The sequence below is a fragment of the Francisella sp. SYW-9 genome (assembly GCF_008711465.1).
Classification (GTDB): domain Bacteria; phylum Pseudomonadota; class Gammaproteobacteria; order Francisellales; family Francisellaceae; genus Francisella.
In genome coordinates this window covers 236705-259859 of record NZ_VXKQ01000009.1, presented here as the reverse complement: position 1 = coordinate 259859, position 23155 = coordinate 236705, and the positions used below count along the sequence as shown (strand labels likewise).

Genomic DNA, 23155 nt, shown 5'->3' with positions numbered 1-23155 from the left:
TTGCTATAAGTTATGAATATTTTAGAGTTAAAAAAGATAGATACTACTAAACTGAAGAAGCTAGATTTAATAGTGTTGTTGAATCTACTATATAGAGCTGGCTTTAGTAGAGATAACATTATTTTTGAGAGTCGGCTTAGTTTTACTCAATCAGGACATTTGGTTGAAGATGTTGAGTTTGATAATAACGACGTTAAGTTGATTCTTAATATGGGTATTCTTTCTGCTAACTCAGCACTACCTGATAAAATGCTAGATTTTTTCTCATCTCATAGTGATTTGACATCATTTAATGTTTTAAATGCTGTAGCAAGTAAGCTGCTTAAAAATCAGATAAATATGCTTTTATCTGAACAGTCTGTTGATCTAAAGAACTTTTACCTAAAAGGAGATGTTCTTTTCACAGCAAATGATAACTATTTTTACTCTCCAGCATCTTTAAACAGCTTATTTGAGAGAGCTTTAGAGTATTATAAACTAAATGTCTGCTCAGAATGGCGAACTACTTTAATAAACAAAAGTAGCTATTTAAATAAAGATAAAAATTTTACCAATATGCATCTTGGAGATATGGTTTTACTCCCTAAATTGCATTTTGATATAACAATTCAATCAGAGACACTTCTTGAGCAACATGAGTGTAATGAGATAGCTAAGTGTATAGATCAACTAGTTTTGGGTAAATTTTTTGATGCTAATAGGGAGTTTATAGCCGTTAGCGTTTGGCTTATTGTACATCCTGTTAATTTGATATTTATTCCTTTTAAACTATCTAAAAATGACAAGCTCATGAGCAATAAAATAAAAATTTATGAGAGATATGAATATGGATGTTAAATTAAAAGATCTTCAGTCAAAAGAGCAGTTATATCAATATCTTGAAACTAATAAATATAACAAGCATGATATATTGGGATCACAAGAGCTAAGAGCAATTATTGATGCTGTTGATTATACAGTACAGCGTTCAACCTATAGTACACAGAACTTCTTGCTACAGAGGAGGTTTAACCTTTTTTATAGTTATTATCCTTACTTTTTTCAGCATGTTCCGAATCATGCTATAGTTGAGGTATCTAAACCACTTAATGACAAGTTTATTGACTTGGAGTTAGGAGAAGAGTTTTCTCTTAGTTTTGACAAGCAAGATTTTAGATTTCAAGCAGCTATACCTTTTACACTATCGCCATTTCATGTATCAAATTGCTATGTAATGAAGAACCATATCAATATTGAGCTTGATGCGACTACCCCTTTTAGCTTTGATAGAAATTATTTTTTACTAGGGTGTGATCCTTTAGAGCTAAAAAACTATCAGATATATCATTTAATCAATGCAATGAAGAGTTATACCTCAGCAAAGATGTTTTTATATAGTAAGCAGTTAGAAGAGCCTTTAATAGTAGAAATATCTTTAGATTTTGATATTAAGTTTAATATAGGCGTAACACAAGAGACGATATTGCGTTCACTCACACAATCTATGTTTAGTAATTTTTATGTTAGATTTGAGAGTTTACCGGAGGACTTTCTTTTTGATAAGATAGTCTTGGAAATAGAGGCCTCTAAGTTAGATGATGTAGTTAGGCTATTACCAAAAAAAAGCATTAGAACTAATTTATTGCCTGTATTAAATCTTTTTGATGACTATGCGATGAAGATTAATTGTGATTATTCACAAGAGAGCTATGCAATACAACATCTTGAAGAACCAGAAGAGTATATTCCGACTAAGCTGTATGAGGTTCAGTATAATAGTACAAAGGCATATCATAGTTACTTAAACTTAAGTAATGCAAAAAGTTATAACTTAATGTTTGAGTCTTCTGGTCATATGAGAGTCACTTTTTTAGATCCTGATATAGAGGATCTCTCAAATGAGTCAAATGAGGTAGTAATCAATGCTCAGTGGACTCAGGCAGCTTCTGCTGAAACACAAAAAAAGAGCTATACATTTTTACCTTTGAGTAGAGCAATTGGTAATTTAAAGTTTAATATCATTTATAGCTATGGTTATAAACGTAATCAGCTTTTGGAGCGAGCGGATAACATCCTTAAAGTTTTAAATATTATAAATGCGATAGGTCTTGATACTGAGATATTTAAGATCTTAGTTTCTTTAGTAAGTAATCACGATATGTATGCTCTTGAATTTATTGATCAGAATATTGTAGATATAGAAGTTATTGGACAGTTTAATTATGCAATTTATGTAACTAGTGATTTATGTAAGTCCGAGTTTATATTCTATACAAGTTTAGTAGATACGTTTTTAAAAGCACATCTTTCTAGACAAGTAGGGATACAAATTAATTTTCAAGTAAAAGTCAGATAGGAGAGTTTTATGCATCAAAGTATTATAGATGTTTTTGTTACAATAAATACTTTTGTAGAAGAGTATAATGTAGATATTCAGGTGCAAGATTTAATTGCATTTCGTAATAAGATCATTCACAAAACTAATGATATTCGCGATATGATTTATCAAGATTATGGAGAGAGGGTTAGCTTTTTCATAGCTTTTGCAATATATAGTTATTGTGATGAGATGATAAATAAGGTAAGTCTAAATATGCAAAATAACCTGACAGAATGGCACCTTCTTCAAGAAGAAGTCTACCAAAGGAATGATGGAGGAGACTATTTTTTTGAGATAGTAGACAATGTTTTAGATAACCCTGTTTTTCCGAAAGTAGTTTCTCAAGTGTTATACCTTATCTTAGCACTGGGGTTTAAAGGGTGTTATTTAGGTGTAGAATCTGAGATAGATAAATATAAAAATAAGCTGAATACTATTCTACCAAAGCACGATATTAAAGGTTTAGACTATTCAGTTTATAATGACAAAAATGTTGAGTTTAAAAGAACTAATAAGTCAAGGCTTCTTAAAGCATTATTTATGATAGGTGTATCTTTCCCAATATTAACCTACTTGAGTATATGGCTTGTGAGATAATCAAATATGAGACAAAAGTTATTTCCACAGATTTTTCAAAAAAAAAGTTTTTTTGAAAAGTTACAGCAGACTATCACAGACAACATAGAACTTGTACAAAGAGGTAAAGAAAATTTATCTTTAGCACTAGAAAAATGTAGTATCGAATACCTTATAGCTTTAGAACATATTCCTTTGTGTGTCGAGCTACTCAAGGCTGAGTATGTCTTATCTTTCAATAAAGAATTTACGTTATCGTTTTTAGATAAAGATTTCACAGAGTTATATAGCTGTTTTAAAGAGCATAAATATACCAAACTAAACCAGGTAATACAGTTTATTAACAGAAGTGGTGAGGTGCTGAGTCAAAGAGAGTCTCAAAAGATACATATTTTAGATAGAGTTGGTTTAGCAATTAAACAACAGGCTAGTCATGACCAGGTGCTAAATCACTTGGATAAGTTACAAGAGTTAATTGACTATGATCAGTTGATTATAGAATCAAACATTATTAAAGAACAACATTTAAATAAAACAAGATCTATAGAATATTACCAATCTTGTATGGCTATCTTAGCATTAATCAAAAGTTATAATAAGAAGATTCAGCTACATGAAATAACTAAAGCAAGCCAACTAGAGCTATTAAATAACCTTGATAATACTCTCAAAAACTCTCCTAAAATGATAGCAAGACTGTTAGAGCCATTTATAAATAAAATAGATTATGGGTTGAGGAGTCAGATATCAGAACCTAAAGAATCGTTACAGCAACTCTTAAGAGATGCCAACCATATTCTGTATGCCAATAGCTTTGGAATTAAAGAGGAATTAAAGACAGTAAGGTCGACTAATTTTCTATTATTACCATTAGACAAACTGTTAGAACTAAAGCAGTATCTAGAAAGTTTAAGTACAAAGGATCGATATGTGATACTTTTAAAGTCTCTAGACTTTAGTATCGAGTATTGTAGATATAAAGAATTATGCATAAACCTTATTGAGATAAAAAAAACTTTTAATTTTAGTGATATTCTTTACAGTTTAGCAGAGCTTAAAGTAAATGCATTAATCTCTACAGATAGGAGTATTTTATGGGAGCCCATAGTTTCTAGACTAGAAAAAGAGTTTTTTGTAGATATTAAAGCAAAAAAAACTCTTGCATATCAAGATATTAAAATACTTACTCAAGATCTAAAAATATTTGATTTATTTTTCAGGTTCAAGCTTAATATGGTAGCATTGTGGAATTTTTATAAGTTAGCTTCTGATAGGTTTTTCGAGGATGTATCTTTTAATAAGGATCAAGTCGAGCCAAAAAAATATATTCAGATATTACAGCAGCAATCTAAAAAAAATATATTACAAGAGAGTCTTAATAATGATAATCAACAAGAGTTATATAATAAGGTCATTGACATCTTATCCGAGCTAGATCAGTTTAAAAAAATAGTATTTAGAGACTTTGAGAATATTAACGTAGATGAGCATCTTATAGATTTTGAAGTTAATGATGAGCAGCATTTTCTTAATAAAAAGCTAGCTTATAAAATTCTATATTCACGTTATATTGAGTCAGATCATACTAAAACTTACCAAGTGTTATATGATAAGTGGATAGAAGTTCAGTCAATATACGGAGAGGGTTTTGTAATTTGTGATCTTGAAAGAAATGTAGCTATTATTGATGACCTTTTTGTACAAATTAGAGAAAAGTTTTTGACTCAAGAAATAGCTGATCTGTGTGATAAAACATCTATGGAAATTATAAGCTTATATACAGAATGTTCTGAAAGAAATATGCTTCATAAACTTAGTCAAAGAATCAATGATGATACAAATATGCTAGATAAGTTAAAAAAATTACAAAGCAAAGATAAGTTTTCTTTAGAAGATATTACGTTGGCTAGTGATTTTGAATCAATAGTCAAAAAATCTAGAACTAGACGATGGCAAATAAACTCAGAATACTCTGATCAACTAAGTGAATCTTGCAAAAAGCAAAATCCTTTATTTAATTCTGCAACAAAGTTAGAAGAAGTTAGTCGTTGCCTTAATAGTTTAGAAAATGTGCCTGACAAGAAGAAGTCTGTTGTAGAGTTAACAAAGCTAATTAATAACTTATAAGGGGTTACTTATGGATATTAGTAGTTTAATTAGGAAAGTCGATCAAGATCGTAAACAACTACCTACTTACCCTAGTTTAAAAGAGTTAATACTAACTAAAAGTGTTTATCAAAATGGCTTCATAATGCAGCTACAGACTGTTCTAAGTGGCTGTAAGGATAATGTTGATATTCAAAAATTAAAACAGGCTGTTAATGAGTCACAGCTGTTAGCTACTAAGTCAAGGGAATCTTTTGTAAATAAGGGAGAGAATATCAAAAATCTAAATCAGCGTGATCAGCCTAAAAAGCTCTTAGAAAAGCTCAAAATAATAAGAGAACAAATATCTGATGCGAAAATTAGTTTTTTAACTAAAAAGAGGCTCTATCGAGTTATAGATATGAAAGAGTCTAAGTACATTAACTATGCAAATCTTATAGAGAGCTCTAAGCAAGTTAGTAGAAAACTATCAAGTTTTGCTGAAAATAATATTAGCCAAAGAGATATTGATATTTTTAAAGATAAGTTAAAAGAACTGGGGTATTACGAATGTGTAATTGAAAATACAGTTTGTAGAAAATCAATAATGCCTGAGCTATTAAATAAAAAACATTCATTAGAAGGGGAAGAATATGAGTAATTTTGTTGTTAACAATGCATTAATAAAGTGTTCATTTGGAACAGCTCCAGCTCCATTAACAACTTTACCAAAAGGACAATTGGTAAAAGGTCAGAATCAGCTAGCTGGAACTATAAATGATCACATCCCCATGGCTAACATAAAACCTTTTGGAATGTGTAATAGTCCATCAAATCCTGCAGGTATGGCAAAGCCTGCACTTCCAACACCTTGTCCATGTGTACCAGTTACTATGTCACCTTGGACACCTCCAGCAACAACTACAAAGGTTAATAGTCAGCCAGCACTATTAAAAAGCGCAACCTGCATGTGTATTTGGGGTGGGCAGATTAGTATTAATATGCCTGGTGAGATGATTATTACAGCTAAGTAGGAATAATATGTCTAATTATTATGAAAATCTTATAAGAAATATTAGAGAGTTAAGCAGTATCTCTAATATAATTTATACTGAAGTTTTAGTGGAAGATGACTGCTGTTTAGGATTAAATAATATAAGGAAAGCAGCTTTAGAAAAACAGGCCAAATACTTTATTTGAAACATTAAAGTTATAAGCATCTAATTACTGCTAGTTTAACTCAAGAGAGTATTGACATGACAAAGGTCTCTATCGGATTGTATGATTTAGATGTTCCTGGCCATAATAAACACTCTTTGAAAAAATATACTAGGTATTGACCTACAGTGGATAAGCAATACTAGTCACTAAGTACAGTTAAGTTAAGACAAAAAAGGAGATGTATAAAATGAATTTTGGGGGAGTTTATTTTGAGTTTGCTGTGGATGTAAATAGCCCATTTGTTAATCTATATAATAAGAGTGAAGAGCAGCTTATTAACATAGTTGAAGGAGATATTAGAAAGATTAAAAAATCAGAAGAAAAAGTTTTAGGAGGATTTAATGGGGAGATAATCAATACATTGTTGACCTATGGGGGACAGAGATATATTGGTATTAACTGTCAATTCCCTTTTTTTAATTACAAAAATGCTAAACCAAATCCGATTGATGTTGGAGTGATAAATCAGATAAAAGATTTTATTCAAGAAAGAATAACAGGTAAATCAATTAAAATTGTGGTTGCTATTCATGGGCATAATGATACATATTTTTCAAATACAATAGTACTATTTGAATATCGTATTTTAGGAGAAATAATATCACATATAACAGAAGGATTTTCTCAGATTGATTGTACATTAATAGCTTGTCATGCGAGAAAATTTGGTATAGATATGAAGCTTAGAGATTGTATATTAGAAAAGAATCCAGAAAAAACAGTTATTCTCACAAGCTATTTTGATTTGGTTACTTTGACTAAAAATAAACATATGAATGAAATTACTTTGAAAAAAGAAGCAAATCCAAGTTATGTAAATACACAGCCAGATTTTCTTTATAACATTGGGATGGATTTATTTAAAGATTAATCGAGATAGCAATGAATGGTAGTATTAAATTTATATGCTACGATAAAAAACTATTTTTGTACATAAAACCTGGTTAAAAACTTATGTTACTGGATATAATTATAGGGTAACACTTAAGCTGGACTAGCACGTCCGGGTATATCATGATAAGTTGAAGAGCTTGGAGATAATGCTCCTATCGTTTGTTTACCATCTGAAACACTAACATAGAAGTTAAATCCATTTTTTGATGTTGAGTCATTACAGTGTTGCCATATAGCTCCTGTAACTATTTTCTAATAAATGCTCCTTACGATTATGTCATATAAAAAATTATATGTATTTTTAGTTTAGCATCTTAATAAGAAAAAAAATTAAATTTTATTATCTATCTATAGAATAATTTTTAATTAAAAGTTTATAATAAATTAATTAATAAGAACAACTTAAAAAATATGTCAATATCGATAATAGGAAGTGCTAATAGAGATCTTGTTGTAAAAGTTGATAAGCTTGCCCAACCAGGTCAAACAATTATAAGTCAAGATTATGAAGAGTTTTGTGGTGGTAAGGGGGCAAATCAAGCTGTAGCGGCAAGAAGACTAGGAAAAAATATAAGCTTTATAACTAATCTTGGTAAAGATAGTTTTGGTGATAGGCTTTTAGAGTTCTATAAAAAAGTTGGTTTTGATACATCAACAATTAATCAAGATCATAATAGTAATACTGGATTGGCATTTATTTCTGTAGATAAGATGGGTCAAAATATTATCAATGTTGTAATGGGTGCTAATGCTAAATTAGGTGACAAGGTAATAGATAAATATATCCACAAAATACAGTCTTCAAAAGTTGTATTAACACAGTTAGAAACACCATTAGAAACAATTCAGTATTTAGCAAGTAACTTAATTGATAAGCAAACTTTTATATTAAATCCAGCTCCTGCTAGAGAGTTACCAGAAGATTTATTACAAAAGGTTGATATATTAACTCCTAATGAAACAGAAGCTTCTATTCTTTCGGGTGTAGAGGTTAGAGATATTGAAACTGCTAAACAAGCAGCAAAAGAGCTACATAAGAAAGGTGTAAAAACTGTAATTATAACCTTAGGTGAAAAAGGTGCTTTACTATCAAAGGATAATGCACAAGAACAAAAACTTTTTGCTACTAAAAAAGTAGATGTGGTTGATACAACTGCAGCAGGAGACACTTTTAATGGAGTGCTCGCTTTTTGTTTAGATAAAGACTTCTCTATAGAAAAATCTATAGAAATAGCAAATATAGCTTCAGCACTAGCTGTAACTGTAGCAGGAGCAGAAAACTCAGCACCAACTTTAGAAAAATTAAATACATATTTAGAACAAAAAATATAATAAGTGGAGATTTAAAATGGTTATATTACACTCATATGGTGTTGCAGTATTTTTTTGTATAGTGACGATGCTATGCTGGGGATCATGGGCAAATACACAAAAACTTTCGACAAAAGAATGGCCGTTTCAACAGTATTATTGGGATTATGCATTAGGAATCTTGATAATCTCTTTTATATTAGCTATAACAATGGGAAGTTTTGGTTCAGAAGGTAGATCTTTCTTTAGTGATATATCTCAAGCATCACCTGCGAGCTTTTTCTATGCATTTATGGGAGGAGTAGTTTTTAATTTAGCTAATATTCTTCTTGTTGCAGCAATTGATATAGCTGGAATGTCTGTTGCATTTCCATTAGCTATCGGTTTAGCTTTGGTTATTGGTGTTATTACAAACTATATAGCAACTCCTTTAGGCCAACCTGTGGTGTTATTTTTAGGTGTCTTAAGTGTGCTTGCTGCAATAATAATAGATGCTGTTATATATAAGCGTATTTCTGATAATAAAAACAAAAATATGCTAAAAGGATTTATAGTTTCGATAATATCCGGTATTTTAATGGGCTTTTTCTATCCTTTGGTTATTAAGTCAATATCTAGTAATTTCGTAACTCCTCAAGCTGGCTTGATGACGCCTTATACTGCTAGCTTTATATTTGCATTAGGAATTTTTATATCAAACTTTGTTATCAATGGCTGGATGATTAAATTTCCTATTTCAGGTAAGAAACTTAAGTTTAAAGATTATTTCTCACAAGGAACTCCTTGGTTGCATATCATAGGTATTTTAGGTGGTGTAATTTGGGGTGTAGGATCTTGTTTGAATTTTATAGCTTCAGGTATTGCTGGACCTTCGATTTCTTATGGCTTAGGGCAAGGAGCTACTATGATAGCAGCGTTCTGGGGAGTGTTTATTTGGAAAGAGTTTGCTAAAGCTCCTAAAGGTACAAATAAGCTGATAGTATTGATGTTTATAACATATATATTAGGCTTAACACTTATAGTTTTAGCTAGGAATATTTAATAGCTAGAAGTTTCTAAATACATTAACAACTCTACCAATAATCTCAGCTTCAGATGGTTGTTTTATTTCATCATTATTTTGAAAATCTGAATTAAGAGGCATCAAGCATAGTTTTCCATCTTCTATATAAACTAGCTTAACTGTAGCTCCATCTGAGTTTTTAGCTACGACAACTTTTCCAACTAAATTCATAATATTTATATCGTTAGGATCAACAATAATAGTTTCTCCTTCATCTAGGGAATATTTAGCATATTTTTTATCAAGCTTTTGTTTATCATTATAGTCATAATGCATACTATTACCTTTGACTTCTAATAAAAAGCCATTTTTAGGTATCATATTTACTGGTAAGTTGAGGTATCTTATAGGGTCTACTTCATAAGATGATTCCGTAAATTCGCCAGCTTGAACATATGATAATACAGGTACTCTAATAGACATATTATCTGTATCTGACTCGTCTATACCCAATATTTTCATTACTTCTAAGTGAGTATCATAAGCTGGTGAATTAACTCCAGCTACCCAATGTTTAATAGTTCTTTCACTTTTACCAAGGATTTCAGCTAATTCTTTTTGCTTCATACCTATCTTTTTAAGAGTTGGTTTTAGATCTTTTGAATATTTAAACATAAACAATAACGGATTTTGGGTTTTATATAATTATATGACTATCAATTGAATCAATCAATAATGCAATAATAAAAAAGTGCAATTAACCTTCACTTTGGTAAAAAATATGATATATTTTAAATGTAAGGTGAAAAAATAAGGCACTAAATAAGAAAGTGAAAGTGAATTTAAGCTATATAAGAGAATTTTTGATTAAATTTGTTTTCTAAGTTTAAAAAAATTTATTTATAAAAAGAGGAGTTACTTATGCGTAGATATTGTGTGATTCAAGAGGACCATAAAGTAAAGAGATTGCTATCAATAATAAAAACTCATTATAAAGCAGAATATGGAGATTCTTTAATACAAGAAGTTAACCTTAGTCATGTTATTAATAAAATTTATAATGATAATATAAAAAAATCAGTCAAAGATCTTTGGCAGGATTTAGAGCTTAAATTAGGATATGAAATAAGGTTATTAGAAGTTAATAGTAAAGTTAGTATTTTGCATAAATTTAATAAAAGATCGAGGGACTTATGTTTTATAGTAAAGATTCGAGCAGATATGACATCGGAGGATATTTTTGACTCTATATATAATGCTTCTGAATATAGAGTAAGGCTAAGAGTGATAAAAGTATAGTTTTCTAATATTTTTATTTATTAACAGTCAAAACACTGACAAAACTTTTACTTTGAACATGATCACCAGTATCTGATGTGTTTTTTGTATTACCCGCTTTTATATAGTTATCCAAGGAAGCAGAATATATTTTAACTTTTGGTAATTTATTTATTACACTTTTGATCAGTTCATTTTTAGCTTCATTAAAAGACATATATAAGTTGCCACAATTTATGTTATCTCCTTTAAACCATAGAGACTCTCGAGATATTGATATTGCATAGATAAATGTTTTTGTATTATCTTTTTCCTCTACATATGGACCCATAAGTCTAAAATGATCTGCATATTCATTAAAATCCTTTTCAAATGTGAAAGGAACATTCTTTTGATTGGTATTTGTAGGTGTTCCAGATAGTTGAGAATATAGTTTATTGTTAAAATACACTCCATAACCGCCACTATGGTTTATGGAATCTGTATTCGAATAGCCAAGTTTAGCAACCATATTAATTAGATAATTATTAGCTTGTTGAGCATTTGTAAATCCATTTAATACAAAAACAGTATTTATAGGTTCAACAGTATAGTTATGAGGCTGAGATACTCCATTAACAATAAAGTTTTTTTCGCCACGCCAATATACCCAAGCAGCAGCAATATCTTTAGGTAAATCTTCTTTATGATATCCCTTGGTATTTACCATCATCCATTTACCGATAAAAGGTAAAAATTTAGCCATATTGCTAGTTATAGGAGTAATGGTATATTCCTTCTTAGTAGTTCTAAATTTTATACTATCTTGAGTAGGTTTTAGTTTACCCTGTGAGTCATTTGTGATGCCTTTATTTTTCCAGTTTGTAGTATTTTCTAGATTTATAGGCTCGAAAGTCATACCACATGCTTTTAAGTTATTACCAAAATGGTTGTTTGAATAACCAAAAGTAATGGATAGTATAATAAATGATACAAAGAGAGTTTGCTTTTTCATTACAAGCCTTAGTAAGTTTTTATATTTCCTAAGTAATATTATTCTTTAAAAGCTTTTAGTAGTAAAGTTGTAGTTGTTTTAATAAAGTCATTTTTTTCTAAGATATCTTTATCAAGTTCATATGAAAGTGTAAATGGAGCTATTGTTGCCGCTGAAATAAATAAAATGACATATTTGGCTGAGAAGTCTTTTGATAACTGCCCAGTTTCTTGGAAATATTTAATTTTTTCTTCTAACTGATCAAATGATGCAAAGTTTTGTTGATTTTTAATACCAGCCAAAGAAGAGTTTTTTTCTAAGCGTTGCCAATCTAAAATTTTTAGCATATCTGGATTACTAGCATGAATGTTAAACCTTGCTTCGACTAATTTTTCTACAAAGCCTTCAAAAGTATCTTGTTTGATACAGTTATTTATAGAAGAAAAGCTTTCTGGATTTATTAAAGACTCTTTAACTGTTTTCCATAGTTCAACCTTATTTGAAAAGTAGTGATAAATTAGAGAACTTTGGACATTTGCTTTTTTAGCTATATCTCTAATAGATGTACCATTGAAACCATTTTCAAGAAATAGATGTTTAGCTGACTTAATAATCTTTTTTAGAGTACTGTTTGTTTTAGCTTTGGATTCCATAAATTTAAGTTTTTACTTTTAGCTATAAAAAGTATATCAGAAAGTTTATATCTTTTTCTATTGAACGATCGATCAAAATTTTGTATTATTATTGATCAAGTGTTCAATAAGTTTATTTAAAAAGGTTTTCCTTATGAAACTAATTAGAAAAAAGCCTATAGGCTTTGTGATGCTAACTATATTTACAATAGCTTTAGGATGTGGATATTTTTTTGGTGCTGTAATGTTTACACCATCTTTACCTGCAATAACAAATTATTTTGACACAAACTCATCATTAGCTCGAATGACGGTATCAAGTTTTTTTATTACAATGTCGTTATCACAGCTTATTTATGGTCCAGCATCTGATAAATATGGTAGAAAACCATTTATATTATCAGGAGGACTAATATTTGCATGTGGTTCAATATTTTGTATTTTGTCACAATCAATTATATTTTTAATCTTAGGTAGAGCTATACAAGGGGTCGGAGCTGGAGCTTTGATTACATTAGCTAGAACACTTGTACAAGACTCGTTTACAAAAGAGCGTTTCTTAAAAGCAGTAGCTTGGATGAGTATCTTTTTTGCAGTTGCTCCAGCTATTTCTCCTCTTATAGGAGGTTTTTTACAGTTCCATTTTGGTTGGCATAGTAGCTTTGTTTTTATGCTTATTTTTGCGATTACTTTAATTATCTCGGTAATTTTTCTTTTACCCGAAACAAATAAAGATAAAAACCCTAATGCTTTGAATGTTAAGCATTTAGCTAAAAACTACATAACTATCGCAAAAACCAGAATGTTTTGGGTTTATTTAACTTTTATTATTACAGGTTTCTCAGGAGGAATTTGTTTTGATGTGATTGGGTCTTTTGTATTGATTAATGACTATCATTTAACATCAGCAGTCTTTGGGATAGTTTCCACAATGTTATTAATGATGATAATTCTTTCACGTTTTTTGACATCGATGTTGTTGCTTATGTATATGGAAAAAGAAAGTATTATTTTATTAGGTTTATCTATGATGTTTTGCTCATCAATCGTTTTAGTTATATTGGATTTCTTAAACCTGATAAGTTTAATAGATTTGATTATTATTCTTGCTATCTTTTTCTTAGCAGCAGGTATTGTTACACCAATATCTGTGGCAAACCTTTTAAGTTTATTTGATAATATGAAAGGCGTAGCTAGTGCTTTTTATGGATCTATGCAGATGAGTGGTATTTTCTTGGTAAGCATTATTGCATCTAGTATGAATCCATCTATTGGATTTATGGTGAGTATCTTATGTGTATTGTCCTTTATCTCTTTGTTTATAGGATATAAAATACTTTACAAGCAAAAAAGTATTTTTAAACTTAGAAGAAATAGTCCAAGATTAGTCTAAACTTATCTTAGATTAGAAATTATTTTGATTGCCATTTGATGTTTTTAGGATCTTTATAATTATTTTTTGTAATTTTATATGTACCGAATTCAAAGTTTACTTTTTCGCCAGTTTGTAGTTTTGTTGTTTGAATAAAAGTATGATCTTTTGAGTCAAATAATAATTTTAGATAAGCTGCTTTACTATCCCAGTCATTAGAAGGCATAGATATATGATAAATTGTAAAAATATTTTGTTTAAAGTTACCACCTTCTAATGTATAAGACACCATTATCATAGTAGAAAATATTTGCTCCATGCCATGCTTTTTAGAGTACATTTTTTGATAGTATAGCTCTAGTTCGTACGTTAGTTTACTTACTTTTACATTTATCTCAGGAGCTGAGCTGTTTGTTGTTGCATAAGTAAGGTTTAGCAAATAAAATCTAAAAATATTACTATAAGTTTTTTCATGATTTTTTCCTTTCTCGTATCTCTATATTCGATAAATTTAATTAGATTTTCATTCTGTCATAAAAAAATGCTATAAAAGAATGACTAAATACTTAGATTCTAAGAAGATATATTTATATATTAGATAGGATAATTACTTATTTCTAATAACCTTTGTTTACCTGCTGAGATCATATCTGTAATAACTTTATGGTATATATCATCTGGTAAATCCCAATAGTGCCAGAATAAGGGCATTTTCCAGATATTCTTATAATCTAATATAATAAGCTCATTATTTGAAATTTCATTTAGGATGTCTGGTTTGGGTAAGAGTGCATATCCTTTACTCTGGAGACACATTTGTTTAAAACCTTTTACTGAAGGGATAATATGACAGTTATCTATATTGGCTTGAAAGTTATAAAACTTATCCATAAATCGAAAATTTAGCTGATCATATTGGTTAAAAAGTAATGAAGATGCTTGTTTTAGGGCTTCAATCCAGGAGTTATAATTGTTTTTAACTTTTTTGAAGTATTGATTATAAAAATCAGGAGAGCAAACTAGTAGATAATCGACTTCACCAAGTTTCTCAAAACAACAACCGTGAAATGTTTTTTCCATAGTGCTAATACATGATAATACTTCACCTTTTTGTAACAGTTTATGTGTCATTTCTTGATCGAATGTTTTGAGATTAAACTTTACCATACTAGGAATTTTTACAGCCTTTAAAACATCCAAAAACCATGTATCTAAGCTATCTTGATTTATTGCTATAGAGATATGTAAATTATTAGTTTTAGTACTTTGCTTTTCTTTTAAAAAGCTAGACTCTAACCATTCAACTTTTGATAGGTGGCTTAATAAATCTTGTCCTAATTTTGTAACTTTATATGGTAACACTCTTATCAATACAGGAGCTCCAAATTTAATCTCGAGAGATTTTATTCTTTGAGATACAGCTGACTGAGTAATACATAGCTTATTTGCAGCAAGCTCAAAACTTTGAAGCTCAATAACCTCTTTTAGTGCTTGGATGGATTTATAGTCAATCATAATTATTAGTTTATCTAATGATTAATAATATTTATTAATTATACTAATACATATGTCTGTGCTAAAGTTTTATCTCATAAATATAGTAAATGGATTTAATGATGGCATTTATATCAGGATTTAGTTTAGGTTTGTCACTAATTTTAGGAATAGGTGCACAAAATATTTTTGTATTAAAGCAGGCAATCAAAAAAAATTATGCTATTAGCACCGCAACTATCTGTTTTTGTTGTGATGTTGTGTTGATATTGCTTAGTGTTTTGCTAACTACTACTATGGTTAAGTATCTTCCAATTGTACGACCTGTTTTACTTATTTTTGCAATTATATTTTTGGTTTATTATGGTGGATTATCAATAAAATCATCATTTTTGAATAAGAAGATATTGGACGATAATTTTAGTCGAATTAGTTTCAAGAAAGTTCTTGTTTTAAGTATGTCTTTTAGTTTACTTAATCCTCAAGCTATATTAGATATTGTTGTGCTTTTGGGAGGAGTAGCATCTAACTATAGTACAAATATTTTAAAAATTGAATTTATGCTAGGTGCAGGACTTGCAAGCTTAGTTTGGTTTTCTTTTTTGACAATGTCTGGAGCTTTCTTAAGGAGGTTTATTCAAAAGATTGTTGTTTGGCAATGGTTAGAACGTATAACTGGAGTATTAATGTTTATAATAGCTATAGATTGCGTATTGCTATTGTTTACGAAATAATTTAATACAGATAATCTTTTCTGTAGGGTATTATTAGACAGTATAAAGTAATAAATACTGTTTCAATAAGGTTGCGATGAAAACTCTAAACTTTGAAAAATTATATTCAGATTTTACAAATATGTTTGATTTATGTAGATATACAGATGAGTCTTTAGAGGAAGAAATTATTAGAAGAGTTAAAGAAGATAGTATTACCCAAGGTATATTTCTCTTTAGATTTAAGCTAGTGATATTTAAATTTGAAGTAACTGATAACTCTATTGAATATATTGGTTATGAGAAGTAGCTAGTATCTAACGCTGTATCAAATATTAATCTTTAACTCTAAGTACTTTATTCTTAATTAGAAGGCTTTCTTTAGTTTTATAGACACGTTTAAAATAAACCATAAGCCTTAAATTAATCATGCCCCATATTATCTGAAGTTTAAAATTCTAGGTAGTATAAAAAATACACAGGGAGAGTTTAATGACTAATAGAAACTTCTATGAATTACATAAATCTTTTTTATCTTATGGTGATAAGTTGGCAATTTGTCGTTTAAAAGATAAAAATGTCATACAATCTATTACATATAATCAGCTATATAATAAGGTATGTAATAGTTATCAAAATATTTGTAACTTTGAAATTAAAACAAAAAATGTTTGTGTATTAACTACAGATATTATTAATTTTACTTCAGCTTTGATAGCGCTTATATTAGCTGGAAATACGGTTACTATTTATGAGAAAATAACTGATCAGGAGAGTTTAGATAATTATTGTGACAAGCTTAAAGAAAGAGTCGCCGATAGTAAATCTAGCGTACTGATCTGTGATGATACTGATGTTTCTAAATTCACTAAAATAGATTGTCAACTAATTTCTTTCAAAGAACTAAATAGACAAGTAGAATTGCCTGTTGAAATTAAGAAAGAGAGTGGGACTTTAATACAATACTCTTCTGGCTCGACAAGTTTACCTAAAGGTATTATTTTAAGTGAGGAGAGTATTCTTAAAAATATAAATGAAAGCCGAGATATCTGGAATGTCTTACCTAAAGATAATTGTCTATTATGGTCCAAATACTCTCATTTATATGGCTTAGCAACAAGCTTACTTTTACCATTATCTATAGGTTCAAGCTTATATCAGGTTGATACGGATGAAATACTAGCAAATCCATCTTATTTAGTAGAAATAATATCAAAATATAAGATCAACTTCTTAGGAGCTTTGAATTTTATTTATGACTTATGTACTAACTATACAGGTGATGATTTAGATATTGATTTATCAAGTTTAAGAGTTGCTGTTGTTGCCGGTGAGATAGTAAAGAAAAAAACACTAATAGAGTTTTACAAGAAGTTTAAACACAAAGGTTTTTTATTTGAATCATTTTGTCCTTCATATGGGATGACTGAGATGGCAGGGTTTATTTCAGCAACATCACCAGCAAGTATGATTGAATCAGATGAATCTTATAATGCTAGTGTTGGTAAACCTTTACAAAGTAAAGAGGTTTTAATTATAGATGATAACAATAAAGTATGTAGTGAAGGCGAACCTGGAGAAATCGTAGTAATAGGAGGTTTTATTGGATATAACAAAAGCTCCTTAAATATGGACGATTTATTTTATATAGAGCCATCAACAAGTAAAAAATTCTTTAGGACGGGTGATATTGGTTATATCAAGAACAATCAAATATACATAGCAAGCCGTAAAAAAGAGGTTATTGTTCAAAATGGTAAAAAGCACTATCCTATAGATATAGAAAATATCTCTTGTGATGCTCATAGAGGTTTTGATAAATATGTTGTTGCTTTTTCATATTTGGATAATGATCTTACCGAAAGAATTGTTATAGTACAGTCAGTAAAAGATATTAAAGCCAATGAAGTTTCTTTTTTAGTAAATAAAGTCAGAAGAGATATTTATAATAAGATGTTAATAAATATTGATGATATTGTTTTTATTAAGAGTTTAGATTTTCCATTAAGCAAAATGGGAAAAATATTGAGAAAAAAAGTCCAAGAAAAGTACTTATCAAAAAGATTAGATCTCATAAAATCTCATAAGGTAAAAAGGTATAAAGATATAAATTCTAAATATTTACCTATAGTTGATATTTGGAAAAATATATTAAAGGTGGATACTATCTGTAGTGAGAATGCAGATTTTTTTGAACTTGGAGGTAGCTCACTAAGAGCATTAGAATTAATTATTGAAGTAGAGAAAACACTTAATAAAAAAATCACTATAAAAGAGTTTATGAAAAACTCTAAGATTAGCAGTTTATATAGACTATTATCAATAAAACAGCTAGTAGAAGACGCATCCTCAAACAATGAGTTTTTAGTAGAGAATGAATTAAAAGATTTTCAAGTTACTTCTGTACAGCAGGGATTAATAAGCTTTTATGAAGAATATATTAATAACTTCTATGCTATGGGTATTTTTGATATATATTCAGATAGTTTTTCTCCTGAAGATATTTATAACTCAACAAAGTATGTTATAGCTAAAAATTTATCTATGCAGCTTAAAGTTTATAAAAAAGATAATAAGTTTTTTCAAACTAAAAAATCAGATATATATGATTTTAAGTTTGATTTCTATGACTTTGATGAAATGGAGCAGAGTCAGAAAATAATAGAAATAAAAAAAAGAACCTCAAAGTTAACCAAATTTAATATTTTTGGAGGAACTACGGTTGCTATTGGGTATTATAAGAATTTTGACAGTCTTGGACATTCGCTAATAGTTTTTAATGGCCCGCATATTTTTTTTGATGCACACTCTATAGATCTGTTTTATAACCAGATGTTTGAGTATTTATATACTAATATTAGAAATAATGAATTAGATACTTCATTATATAAATATAGTTTGATAATGGATAAGTTAGAAAAGGCAAGTATAGAGAGCAAAAGAAACTCTTACTTGCAGTGGAAGAAAGAGATTACGAATGGAGAATTTTTATTTTCTACTTTAATGAAACATAGTTATGATTTAAATAATAGTGATAGGGCCGAAAAACTTATAAATTTCAAATTAAATATATCAAAAGCTAATATAAATATAGAACATGCTCTTTTTATATCTTTCGTTAAGGCCGTTTATCAAGTATTTAATATTGATATTAATAAAAATATTGCTTTTCATTTGACCTATAATCATAGAAATATACCAGCCTTTGAGATAGGAGAAACTTTTTACAGCACAATGGGAGCATTTAATGGCTCTGTTCCAGTATGTGTAAATTTTAATGAAGTTTCATCTAAGGATACTACTAGAAGTAGAGAGCATATTAATGAGATTGTTTCTAAAGGAAGAGACTTTAGCCTTTTGAGGAAATATATATTTAAAAATCCAGCAGATGAGAGAAAATTATTTAAAACGATGTTTAATGTATTTAGTAGTGAAAAAGCCCATGAAAAATCAAATTTTGTAAAAGGAGATCGCTCTAGAGATATATGGGGTAAGTCATTAATATCATATAATGATATGTGTAAAATAAAGTACTTACTAGAATATCATGCTATTGTTTTTGATGATATGTTACAAATACAGATTCATTATTCAAAGTATCATTATACTGAAGATGTACTCATGAAATTAACTGATAAAATGATTGAAAACTTTTATAAACTAACAAACTAAAGAAAAGTTTTTAAAATAATGAAAAATCTATTAAGTATATTGGTTGTGAAAAGTAGTTTATAAAGTAGTTTTATTTATTATTTTTGTAGAGCTTCTTAGCTATTTTGTAAGAGCTTTAACTTCATTTAATTTTTGTTGAAGTATATTAAAAGGAGCATATCCAGGGATTACTCTAATATTTGATGGATTAGCATTTTGAGTAGGCATAATAATAATACCAGGGGTGCCTTGTATTCCTAATTTTCCACCTAATTCCATAGAGTTAGATATTAGGTTAGGAGATGATTTTCTCATATATTCTTTAACTTTATTAAGATCAACTCCTTTTATAGATTTAATAACATTATATATATCTTCATCTTTTAGACTTCCTTCGTCTTTATTAGCATTCTTACCTAGGAATAACTCATTATGGAATTGCATATATTTATCTGTTCCGTACAGATTATATATAGCAAATCCTGCTTCAGCACCTAGTTTAGATCCTGTGAAATGGTTACTAAAAATAGGGAACTCCTGGAATACATATTTAACGTCTTTATTATTATCCATTAATTTTTTGATAGCTGGGGCTTCTTTATGACAGTAGACACATTCGTAATCAAAAAACTCAATAACTGCTACTTTAGCATCTTTATTACCAAAGGTTGGCGTTGTCTTTGTGCTTAAAAGTTTCTTGGCATTACTAACTACAGCAGTATTCATGGATTTTTGTTGAGCTTGTATTTGTTTATTTCGAATTTCTTGAGCTGCTTTGATTATTATTTCTGGATGTTCATATATGTATTGTTCTGCAATTTTGCCAATTTCCTCCTTTTGTTGAGCTGAAAACGATTGGTTAGAGCTCGTATTGTTAGCAGCAAAGACTGATGTTGAAAGCAATATACTTGAGATTGCGATAGTTAGTTTTTTCATTAATTTTCCTTACTTTGTTGGTTATTTTTAATAAAAGATATTTCAGTATATTTAAAGCACATTATAATATTTTATAACAGATATATTTAGGTATATTTTATTTTCTTAGTCTTTATATTGTAGAGACATATTATATATCTGCTATAATTTCCTTATCTTAAAATTTCAAAAAATAATTTTCATGGCTGAAAAATATATATACTCAATGCATAGGGTTGGTAAAGTTGTGCCGCCTAACAAATATATCCTAAAAGATATTTCTTTATCTTTTTTTGATGGTGCAAAAATTGGTGTACTAGGTCTTAATGGTTCTGGTAAATCAACACTACTTAAAATCATGTCTGGTCTTGATACTGAGATCGTCGGTGAAGCAGCTCCGCGTAAAGGTGTAAAAATAGGTTATTTACCACAAGAACCAAAACTTGATGAAACTAAAGATGTGCGTGGTAACGTTGAAGAGGCTCTTTCTCATCTAAAAGATATGCTTACTAGGTTTGATGAAATCAGTATGAAATTCTGTGAGCCAATGTCTGATGATGAAATGGCGAAACTTCTTGAAGAGCAAGGTGAGCTACAAAATGCTATAGATGCTGCTGGAGCTTGGGAAATAGAGCGTAAGCTAGAAGTTGCTGCAGAGGCACTTCGTCTACCACCTTGGGATGCGGATGTTACTAAACTATCTGGAGGTGAGGCACGTCGAGTTGCCTTATGTAAACTACTACTATCAGCTCCTGATATTCTACTTTTAGATGAACCTACTAACCATTTAGATGCCGAGTCTGTAGCATGGCTTGAGAAATTCTTAGCTGAGTACAAAGGAACTGTAGTAGCTGTTACACATGATAGATATTTCTTGGATAATGTTGCTGAGTGGATTTTAGAGTTAGACCGTGGTGAAGGTATTCCATTTAAAGGAAACTATACAGAATGGTTAGAACAAAAAGAGAAGCGTCTAGAGATGGAAGAAAAACGTGAAACTGCGCATCGTAAAGCTTTACAGCATGAGTTAGAGTGGGTTCGACAAAATGCTAAAGGACGTCAAGCAAAATCAAAAGCAAGACTTGCTAAGTTTGATGAGCTAAGCTCACAAGAGTTCCAAAAGCGTAATGAAACTCAAGAACTATATATTCCACCAGGAGAAAGACTTGGTAAAAATGTAATTAAAATTAAAGATATTGTTAAATCATTTGATGATAGACTACTTATTGATCATTTAAATATGGAAGTTCCAGCAGGATCTATCGTTGGTATTATTGGTGCTAATGGTGCTGGTAAATCAACATACTTTAAGATGATAACAGGTCAAGAAACTCCTGATAGTGGTGAAATAGAGCTTGGTGAAACTGTAAATCTAGCTTATGTAGATCAGTCTCGTGATGCTTTAGATGATGATAAAACTGTATGGGAAGAGATTGCAGATGGTTTAGATGTAATCACTGTTGGTAAATATACAATCCCATCACGTCAGTATGTAGGTAGATTTAATTTCAAAGGTGCAGATCAGCAGAAATATATTTCTCAATTGTCTGGTGGTGAGAGAAACCGTGTGCACTTAGCTAAACTACTTAGAAGTGGCGGTAACGTTATCCTACTTGATGAACCAACAAACGATCTAGATGTAGAGACTCTAAGAGCACTTGAAGAGGCTATTTTGGCTTTCCCTGGTTGTATTATGGTTATCTCGCATGATAGATGGTTCTTAAACCGTGTGGCTACACATATGCTTGCTTTTGAAGGTAATAGTGAGGTAGTTTGGTTTGAAGGTAACTATGATGCTTATATCGAAGATAAGAAGCGTCGTCTTGGTGATAAGTATGATGCGATTACGAAGATTAAGTATAAAAGAATTTCTGTAGATTAATCTTTAACTTCTATTTTGTTAATATCAAAAGGTTGGTTTGTAGAAACAACCTCATTCCAGTTATCTATACGACACTGATTATCAAAGTTAAAAGATGCTATTTCAACAATTTTAAAGTCAGAGTTATTTTGATATTTTCCATTTATTTGGTATTTAAATATTAAATTATGACTGTTTTGACTTAAATAGTTGAAGTTACTAAAATGCATTTCTTTAATATTTTTGTTAAGCAAAATAAAGTGCTTTTCAAACTGATTGTATCCTGTTGCTAAAATTACATCATTTGTAGTCATTCTAACACTAGGGTTAAAGAAATTTTTGAAATCTTTTATTTGAGGCTTATTAAATTTAGTAGAGTTAAAATACTGATATAGATTTGTAACTATTTGAAACTTTTTAAGGTTACAGTTATTTACAATACTAGCATCTGCAAAAGCGTTTGTTGATATTAATAGAAGTGAAGCTAGACTAATAACCAATGTTAGTATATATTTCTTCATGGGATGCTCCTTGATATTTAGAATTTCTTATTTTCAGCTATCTATATTTAGGTAAATTTTGATCGAATATCTATGTAGATAGCTTTTTATATTTTTTTATTTATTCGCTATATCTATATGTACTATTAGAACCATTATTTTTTATAGAAATAGAACTAAAATTAGATCCTAAAGCGAATTTGGTTCTCATGATTTTCTAAGAACTTTAGCTAATCATGTACAGTATATTTTAGAGTAATCACTTAGCGCCTAATATCATTAATTAGACTATTTATGAATAATTATAGACATTTTGT

At 29.4% G+C, this 23155-nt stretch carries 22 protein-coding genes; 15 read left to right on the top strand and 7 right to left on the bottom strand.

The genetic code is table 11. From position 1 onward, the window contains the following. Positions 1-12 precede the first annotated feature (12 nt). From F3D62_RS05935 to F3D62_RS05895, 9 genes are all read left to right on the top strand, one after another. On the top strand, positions 13-837 hold the full coding sequence (locus F3D62_RS05935) for a hypothetical protein (RefSeq protein WP_150467326.1): 825 nt from the start codon (positions 13-15) through the stop codon (positions 835-837). Continuing rightward, positions 812-2335: a type VI secretion system baseplate subunit TssF/IglH gene (gene iglH, locus F3D62_RS05930; RefSeq protein WP_224732649.1), complete on the top strand. Its 1524-nt coding sequence runs from the start codon at positions 812-814 to the stop codon at positions 2333-2335. The genes F3D62_RS05935 and iglH overlap by 26 nt, the downstream gene beginning before the upstream one ends. Positions 2336-2344: 9 nt before the next feature. Next, positions 2345-2956 carry a DotU family type IV/VI secretion system protein gene (locus tag F3D62_RS05925; protein ID WP_150467324.1) on the top strand — a complete coding sequence of 204 codons (612 nt, stop codon included), beginning with the start codon at positions 2345-2347 and terminating at the stop codon, positions 2954-2956. Between the two features lie 6 nt (positions 2957-2962). Then, positions 2963-5062, top strand: coding sequence for a hypothetical protein (locus F3D62_RS05920; RefSeq protein ID WP_150467323.1), 2100 nt, complete (start codon positions 2963-2965; stop codon positions 5060-5062). A 10-nt stretch (positions 5063-5072) separates the two neighbouring features. Next, complete coding sequence (locus F3D62_RS05915) at positions 5073-5681, top strand: hypothetical protein (RefSeq protein WP_150467322.1); 609 nt, start codon at positions 5073-5075, stop codon at positions 5679-5681. Further along, positions 5674-6054, top strand: a complete 381-nt coding sequence (locus tag F3D62_RS05910) for a DUF4280 domain-containing protein (RefSeq protein ID WP_150467321.1) — start codon at positions 5674-5676, stop codon at positions 6052-6054. Before F3D62_RS05915 ends, F3D62_RS05910 begins: the two co-directional genes overlap by 8 nt. Positions 6055-6428: 374 nt before the next feature. After that, on the top strand, positions 6429-7112 hold the full coding sequence (locus tag F3D62_RS05905) for a hypothetical protein (RefSeq protein WP_150467320.1): 684 nt from the start codon (positions 6429-6431) through the stop codon (positions 7110-7112). 434 nt (positions 7113-7546) lie between these two features. Then, positions 7547-8467, top strand: coding sequence for a ribokinase (gene rbsK, locus F3D62_RS05900; RefSeq protein ID WP_150467319.1), 921 nt, complete (start codon positions 7547-7549; stop codon positions 8465-8467). Positions 8468-8483: 16 nt separating this feature from the next. After that, positions 8484-9488, top strand: coding sequence for a multidrug DMT transporter permease (locus tag F3D62_RS05895; RefSeq protein WP_150467318.1), 1005 nt, complete (start codon positions 8484-8486; stop codon positions 9486-9488). A 3-nt stretch (positions 9489-9491) separates the two neighbouring features. Here F3D62_RS05895 and F3D62_RS05890 read toward each other — a convergent pair whose 3' ends face one another. Further along, entirely contained in the window at positions 9492-10124 is a 633-nt protein-coding gene (locus F3D62_RS05890) for a LexA family protein (protein ID WP_150467317.1), read from the bottom strand. A 246-nt stretch (positions 10125-10370) separates the two neighbouring features. Here F3D62_RS05890 and F3D62_RS05885 point away from each other — a divergent pair, with 246 nt between their 5' ends. Further along, on the top strand, positions 10371-10748 hold the full coding sequence (locus F3D62_RS05885) for a normocyte binding protein 2b (protein ID WP_150467316.1): 378 nt from the start codon (positions 10371-10373) through the stop codon (positions 10746-10748). A gap of 13 nt (positions 10749-10761) precedes the next feature. Here the strand turns inward: F3D62_RS05885 and F3D62_RS05880 are convergent, their stop codons facing one another. Together F3D62_RS05880 and F3D62_RS05875 are read right to left on the bottom strand one after the other, a co-directional pair. Then, entirely contained in the window at positions 10762-11721 is a 960-nt protein-coding gene (locus F3D62_RS05880) for a hypothetical protein (protein ID WP_150467315.1), read from the bottom strand. A gap of 38 nt (positions 11722-11759) precedes the next feature. Then, entirely contained in the window at positions 11760-12353 is a 594-nt protein-coding gene (locus F3D62_RS05875; RefSeq protein WP_150467314.1) for a TetR/AcrR family transcriptional regulator, read from the bottom strand. A gap of 133 nt (positions 12354-12486) precedes the next feature. On the opposite strand from F3D62_RS05875, the gene F3D62_RS05870 reads away from it, so the two are divergent. Further along, entirely contained in the window at positions 12487-13725 is a 1239-nt protein-coding gene (locus F3D62_RS05870) for a Bcr/CflA family efflux MFS transporter (RefSeq protein WP_150467313.1), read from the top strand. 19 nt (positions 13726-13744) lie between these two features. Here the strand turns inward: F3D62_RS05870 and F3D62_RS05865 are convergent, their stop codons facing one another. Together F3D62_RS05865 and F3D62_RS05860 are read right to left on the bottom strand one after the other, a co-directional pair. Beyond that, positions 13745-14143, bottom strand: coding sequence for a hypothetical protein (locus F3D62_RS05865; RefSeq protein ID WP_150467312.1), 399 nt, complete (start codon positions 14141-14143; stop codon positions 13745-13747). A gap of 155 nt (positions 14144-14298) precedes the next feature. Continuing rightward, positions 14299-15219 carry an ArgP/LysG family DNA-binding transcriptional regulator gene (locus F3D62_RS05860; protein ID WP_150467311.1) on the bottom strand — a complete coding sequence of 307 codons (921 nt, stop codon included), beginning with the start codon at positions 15217-15219 and terminating at the stop codon, positions 14299-14301. Between the two features lie 101 nt (positions 15220-15320). On the opposite strand from F3D62_RS05860, the gene F3D62_RS05855 reads away from it, so the two are divergent. The 3 genes from F3D62_RS05855 to F3D62_RS05845 all read left to right on the top strand — a co-directional run bounded on the left by F3D62_RS05855 (position 15321) and on the right by F3D62_RS05845 (position 19583). Next, entirely contained in the window at positions 15321-15932 is a 612-nt protein-coding gene (locus F3D62_RS05855) for a LysE/ArgO family amino acid transporter (RefSeq protein WP_150467310.1), read from the top strand. A 76-nt stretch (positions 15933-16008) separates the two neighbouring features. Further along, positions 16009-16221 (top strand): hypothetical protein, encoded by a 213-nt coding sequence (locus F3D62_RS05850; RefSeq protein ID WP_150467309.1) that lies wholly within the window; start codon positions 16009-16011, stop codon positions 16219-16221. 182 nt (positions 16222-16403) lie between these two features. Further along, positions 16404-19583 (top strand): non-ribosomal peptide synthetase, encoded by a 3180-nt coding sequence (locus F3D62_RS05845; RefSeq protein ID WP_150467308.1) that lies wholly within the window; start codon positions 16404-16406, stop codon positions 19581-19583. A 99-nt stretch (positions 19584-19682) separates the two neighbouring features. Here F3D62_RS05845 and F3D62_RS05840 read toward each other — a convergent pair whose 3' ends face one another. Beyond that, positions 19683-20498, bottom strand: a complete 816-nt coding sequence (locus tag F3D62_RS05840; protein WP_150467307.1) for a thioredoxin domain-containing protein — start codon at positions 20496-20498, stop codon at positions 19683-19685. A gap of 181 nt (positions 20499-20679) precedes the next feature. Here F3D62_RS05840 and ettA point away from each other — a divergent pair, with 181 nt between their 5' ends. Then, complete coding sequence (ettA, locus tag F3D62_RS05835) at positions 20680-22359, top strand: energy-dependent translational throttle protein EttA (RefSeq protein WP_150467306.1); 1680 nt, start codon at positions 20680-20682, stop codon at positions 22357-22359. Here ettA and F3D62_RS05830 read toward each other — a convergent pair. Beyond that, positions 22356-22859 (bottom strand): hypothetical protein, encoded by a 504-nt coding sequence (locus F3D62_RS05830; RefSeq protein ID WP_150467305.1) that lies wholly within the window; start codon positions 22857-22859, stop codon positions 22356-22358. The two genes, ettA and F3D62_RS05830, sit on opposite strands and share 4 nt — an antisense overlap. Positions 22860-23155 lie beyond the last annotated feature (296 nt).

Bases quoted from the DNA above. Each gene is read 5' to 3' on its own strand.
- F3D62_RS05935 (WP_150467326.1), top strand. From the start codon at position 13: ATGAATATTTTAGAGTTAAAAAAGATAGATACTACTAAACTGAAGAAG.
- iglH (WP_224732649.1), top strand. From the start codon at position 812: ATGAGAGATATGAATATGGATGTTAAATTAAAAGATCTTCAGTCAAAA.
- F3D62_RS05925 (WP_150467324.1), top strand. From the start codon at position 2,345: ATGCATCAAAGTATTATAGATGTTTTTGTTACAATAAATACTTTTGTA.
- F3D62_RS05920 (WP_150467323.1), top strand. From the start codon at position 2,963: ATGAGACAAAAGTTATTTCCACAGATTTTTCAAAAAAAAAGTTTTTTT.
- F3D62_RS05915 (WP_150467322.1), top strand. From the start codon at position 5,073: ATGGATATTAGTAGTTTAATTAGGAAAGTCGATCAAGATCGTAAACAA.
- F3D62_RS05910 (WP_150467321.1), top strand. From the start codon at position 5,674: ATGAGTAATTTTGTTGTTAACAATGCATTAATAAAGTGTTCATTTGGA.
- F3D62_RS05905 (WP_150467320.1), top strand. From the start codon at position 6,429: ATGAATTTTGGGGGAGTTTATTTTGAGTTTGCTGTGGATGTAAATAGC.
- rbsK (WP_150467319.1), top strand. From the start codon at position 7,547: ATGTCAATATCGATAATAGGAAGTGCTAATAGAGATCTTGTTGTAAAA.
- F3D62_RS05895 (WP_150467318.1), top strand. From the start codon at position 8,484: ATGGTTATATTACACTCATATGGTGTTGCAGTATTTTTTTGTATAGTG.
- F3D62_RS05890 (WP_150467317.1), bottom strand. From the start codon at position 10,124: ATGTTTAAATATTCAAAAGATCTAAAACCAACTCTTAAAAAGATAGGT.
- F3D62_RS05885 (WP_150467316.1), top strand. From the start codon at position 10,371: ATGCGTAGATATTGTGTGATTCAAGAGGACCATAAAGTAAAGAGATTG.
- F3D62_RS05880 (WP_150467315.1), bottom strand. From the start codon at position 11,721: ATGAAAAAGCAAACTCTCTTTGTATCATTTATTATACTATCCATTACT.
- F3D62_RS05875 (WP_150467314.1), bottom strand. From the start codon at position 12,353: ATGGAATCCAAAGCTAAAACAAACAGTACTCTAAAAAAGATTATTAAG.
- F3D62_RS05870 (WP_150467313.1), top strand. From the start codon at position 12,487: ATGAAACTAATTAGAAAAAAGCCTATAGGCTTTGTGATGCTAACTATA.
- F3D62_RS05860 (WP_150467311.1), bottom strand. From the start codon at position 15,219: ATGATTGACTATAAATCCATCCAAGCACTAAAAGAGGTTATTGAGCTT.
- F3D62_RS05855 (WP_150467310.1), top strand. From the start codon at position 15,321: ATGGCATTTATATCAGGATTTAGTTTAGGTTTGTCACTAATTTTAGGA.
- F3D62_RS05850 (WP_150467309.1), top strand. From the start codon at position 16,009: ATGAAAACTCTAAACTTTGAAAAATTATATTCAGATTTTACAAATATG.
- F3D62_RS05845 (WP_150467308.1), top strand. From the start codon at position 16,404: ATGACTAATAGAAACTTCTATGAATTACATAAATCTTTTTTATCTTAT.
- F3D62_RS05840 (WP_150467307.1), bottom strand. From the start codon at position 20,498: ATGAAAAAACTAACTATCGCAATCTCAAGTATATTGCTTTCAACATCA.
- ettA (WP_150467306.1), top strand. From the start codon at position 20,680: ATGGCTGAAAAATATATATACTCAATGCATAGGGTTGGTAAAGTTGTG.
- F3D62_RS05830 (WP_150467305.1), bottom strand. From the start codon at position 22,859: ATGAAGAAATATATACTAACATTGGTTATTAGTCTAGCTTCACTTCTA.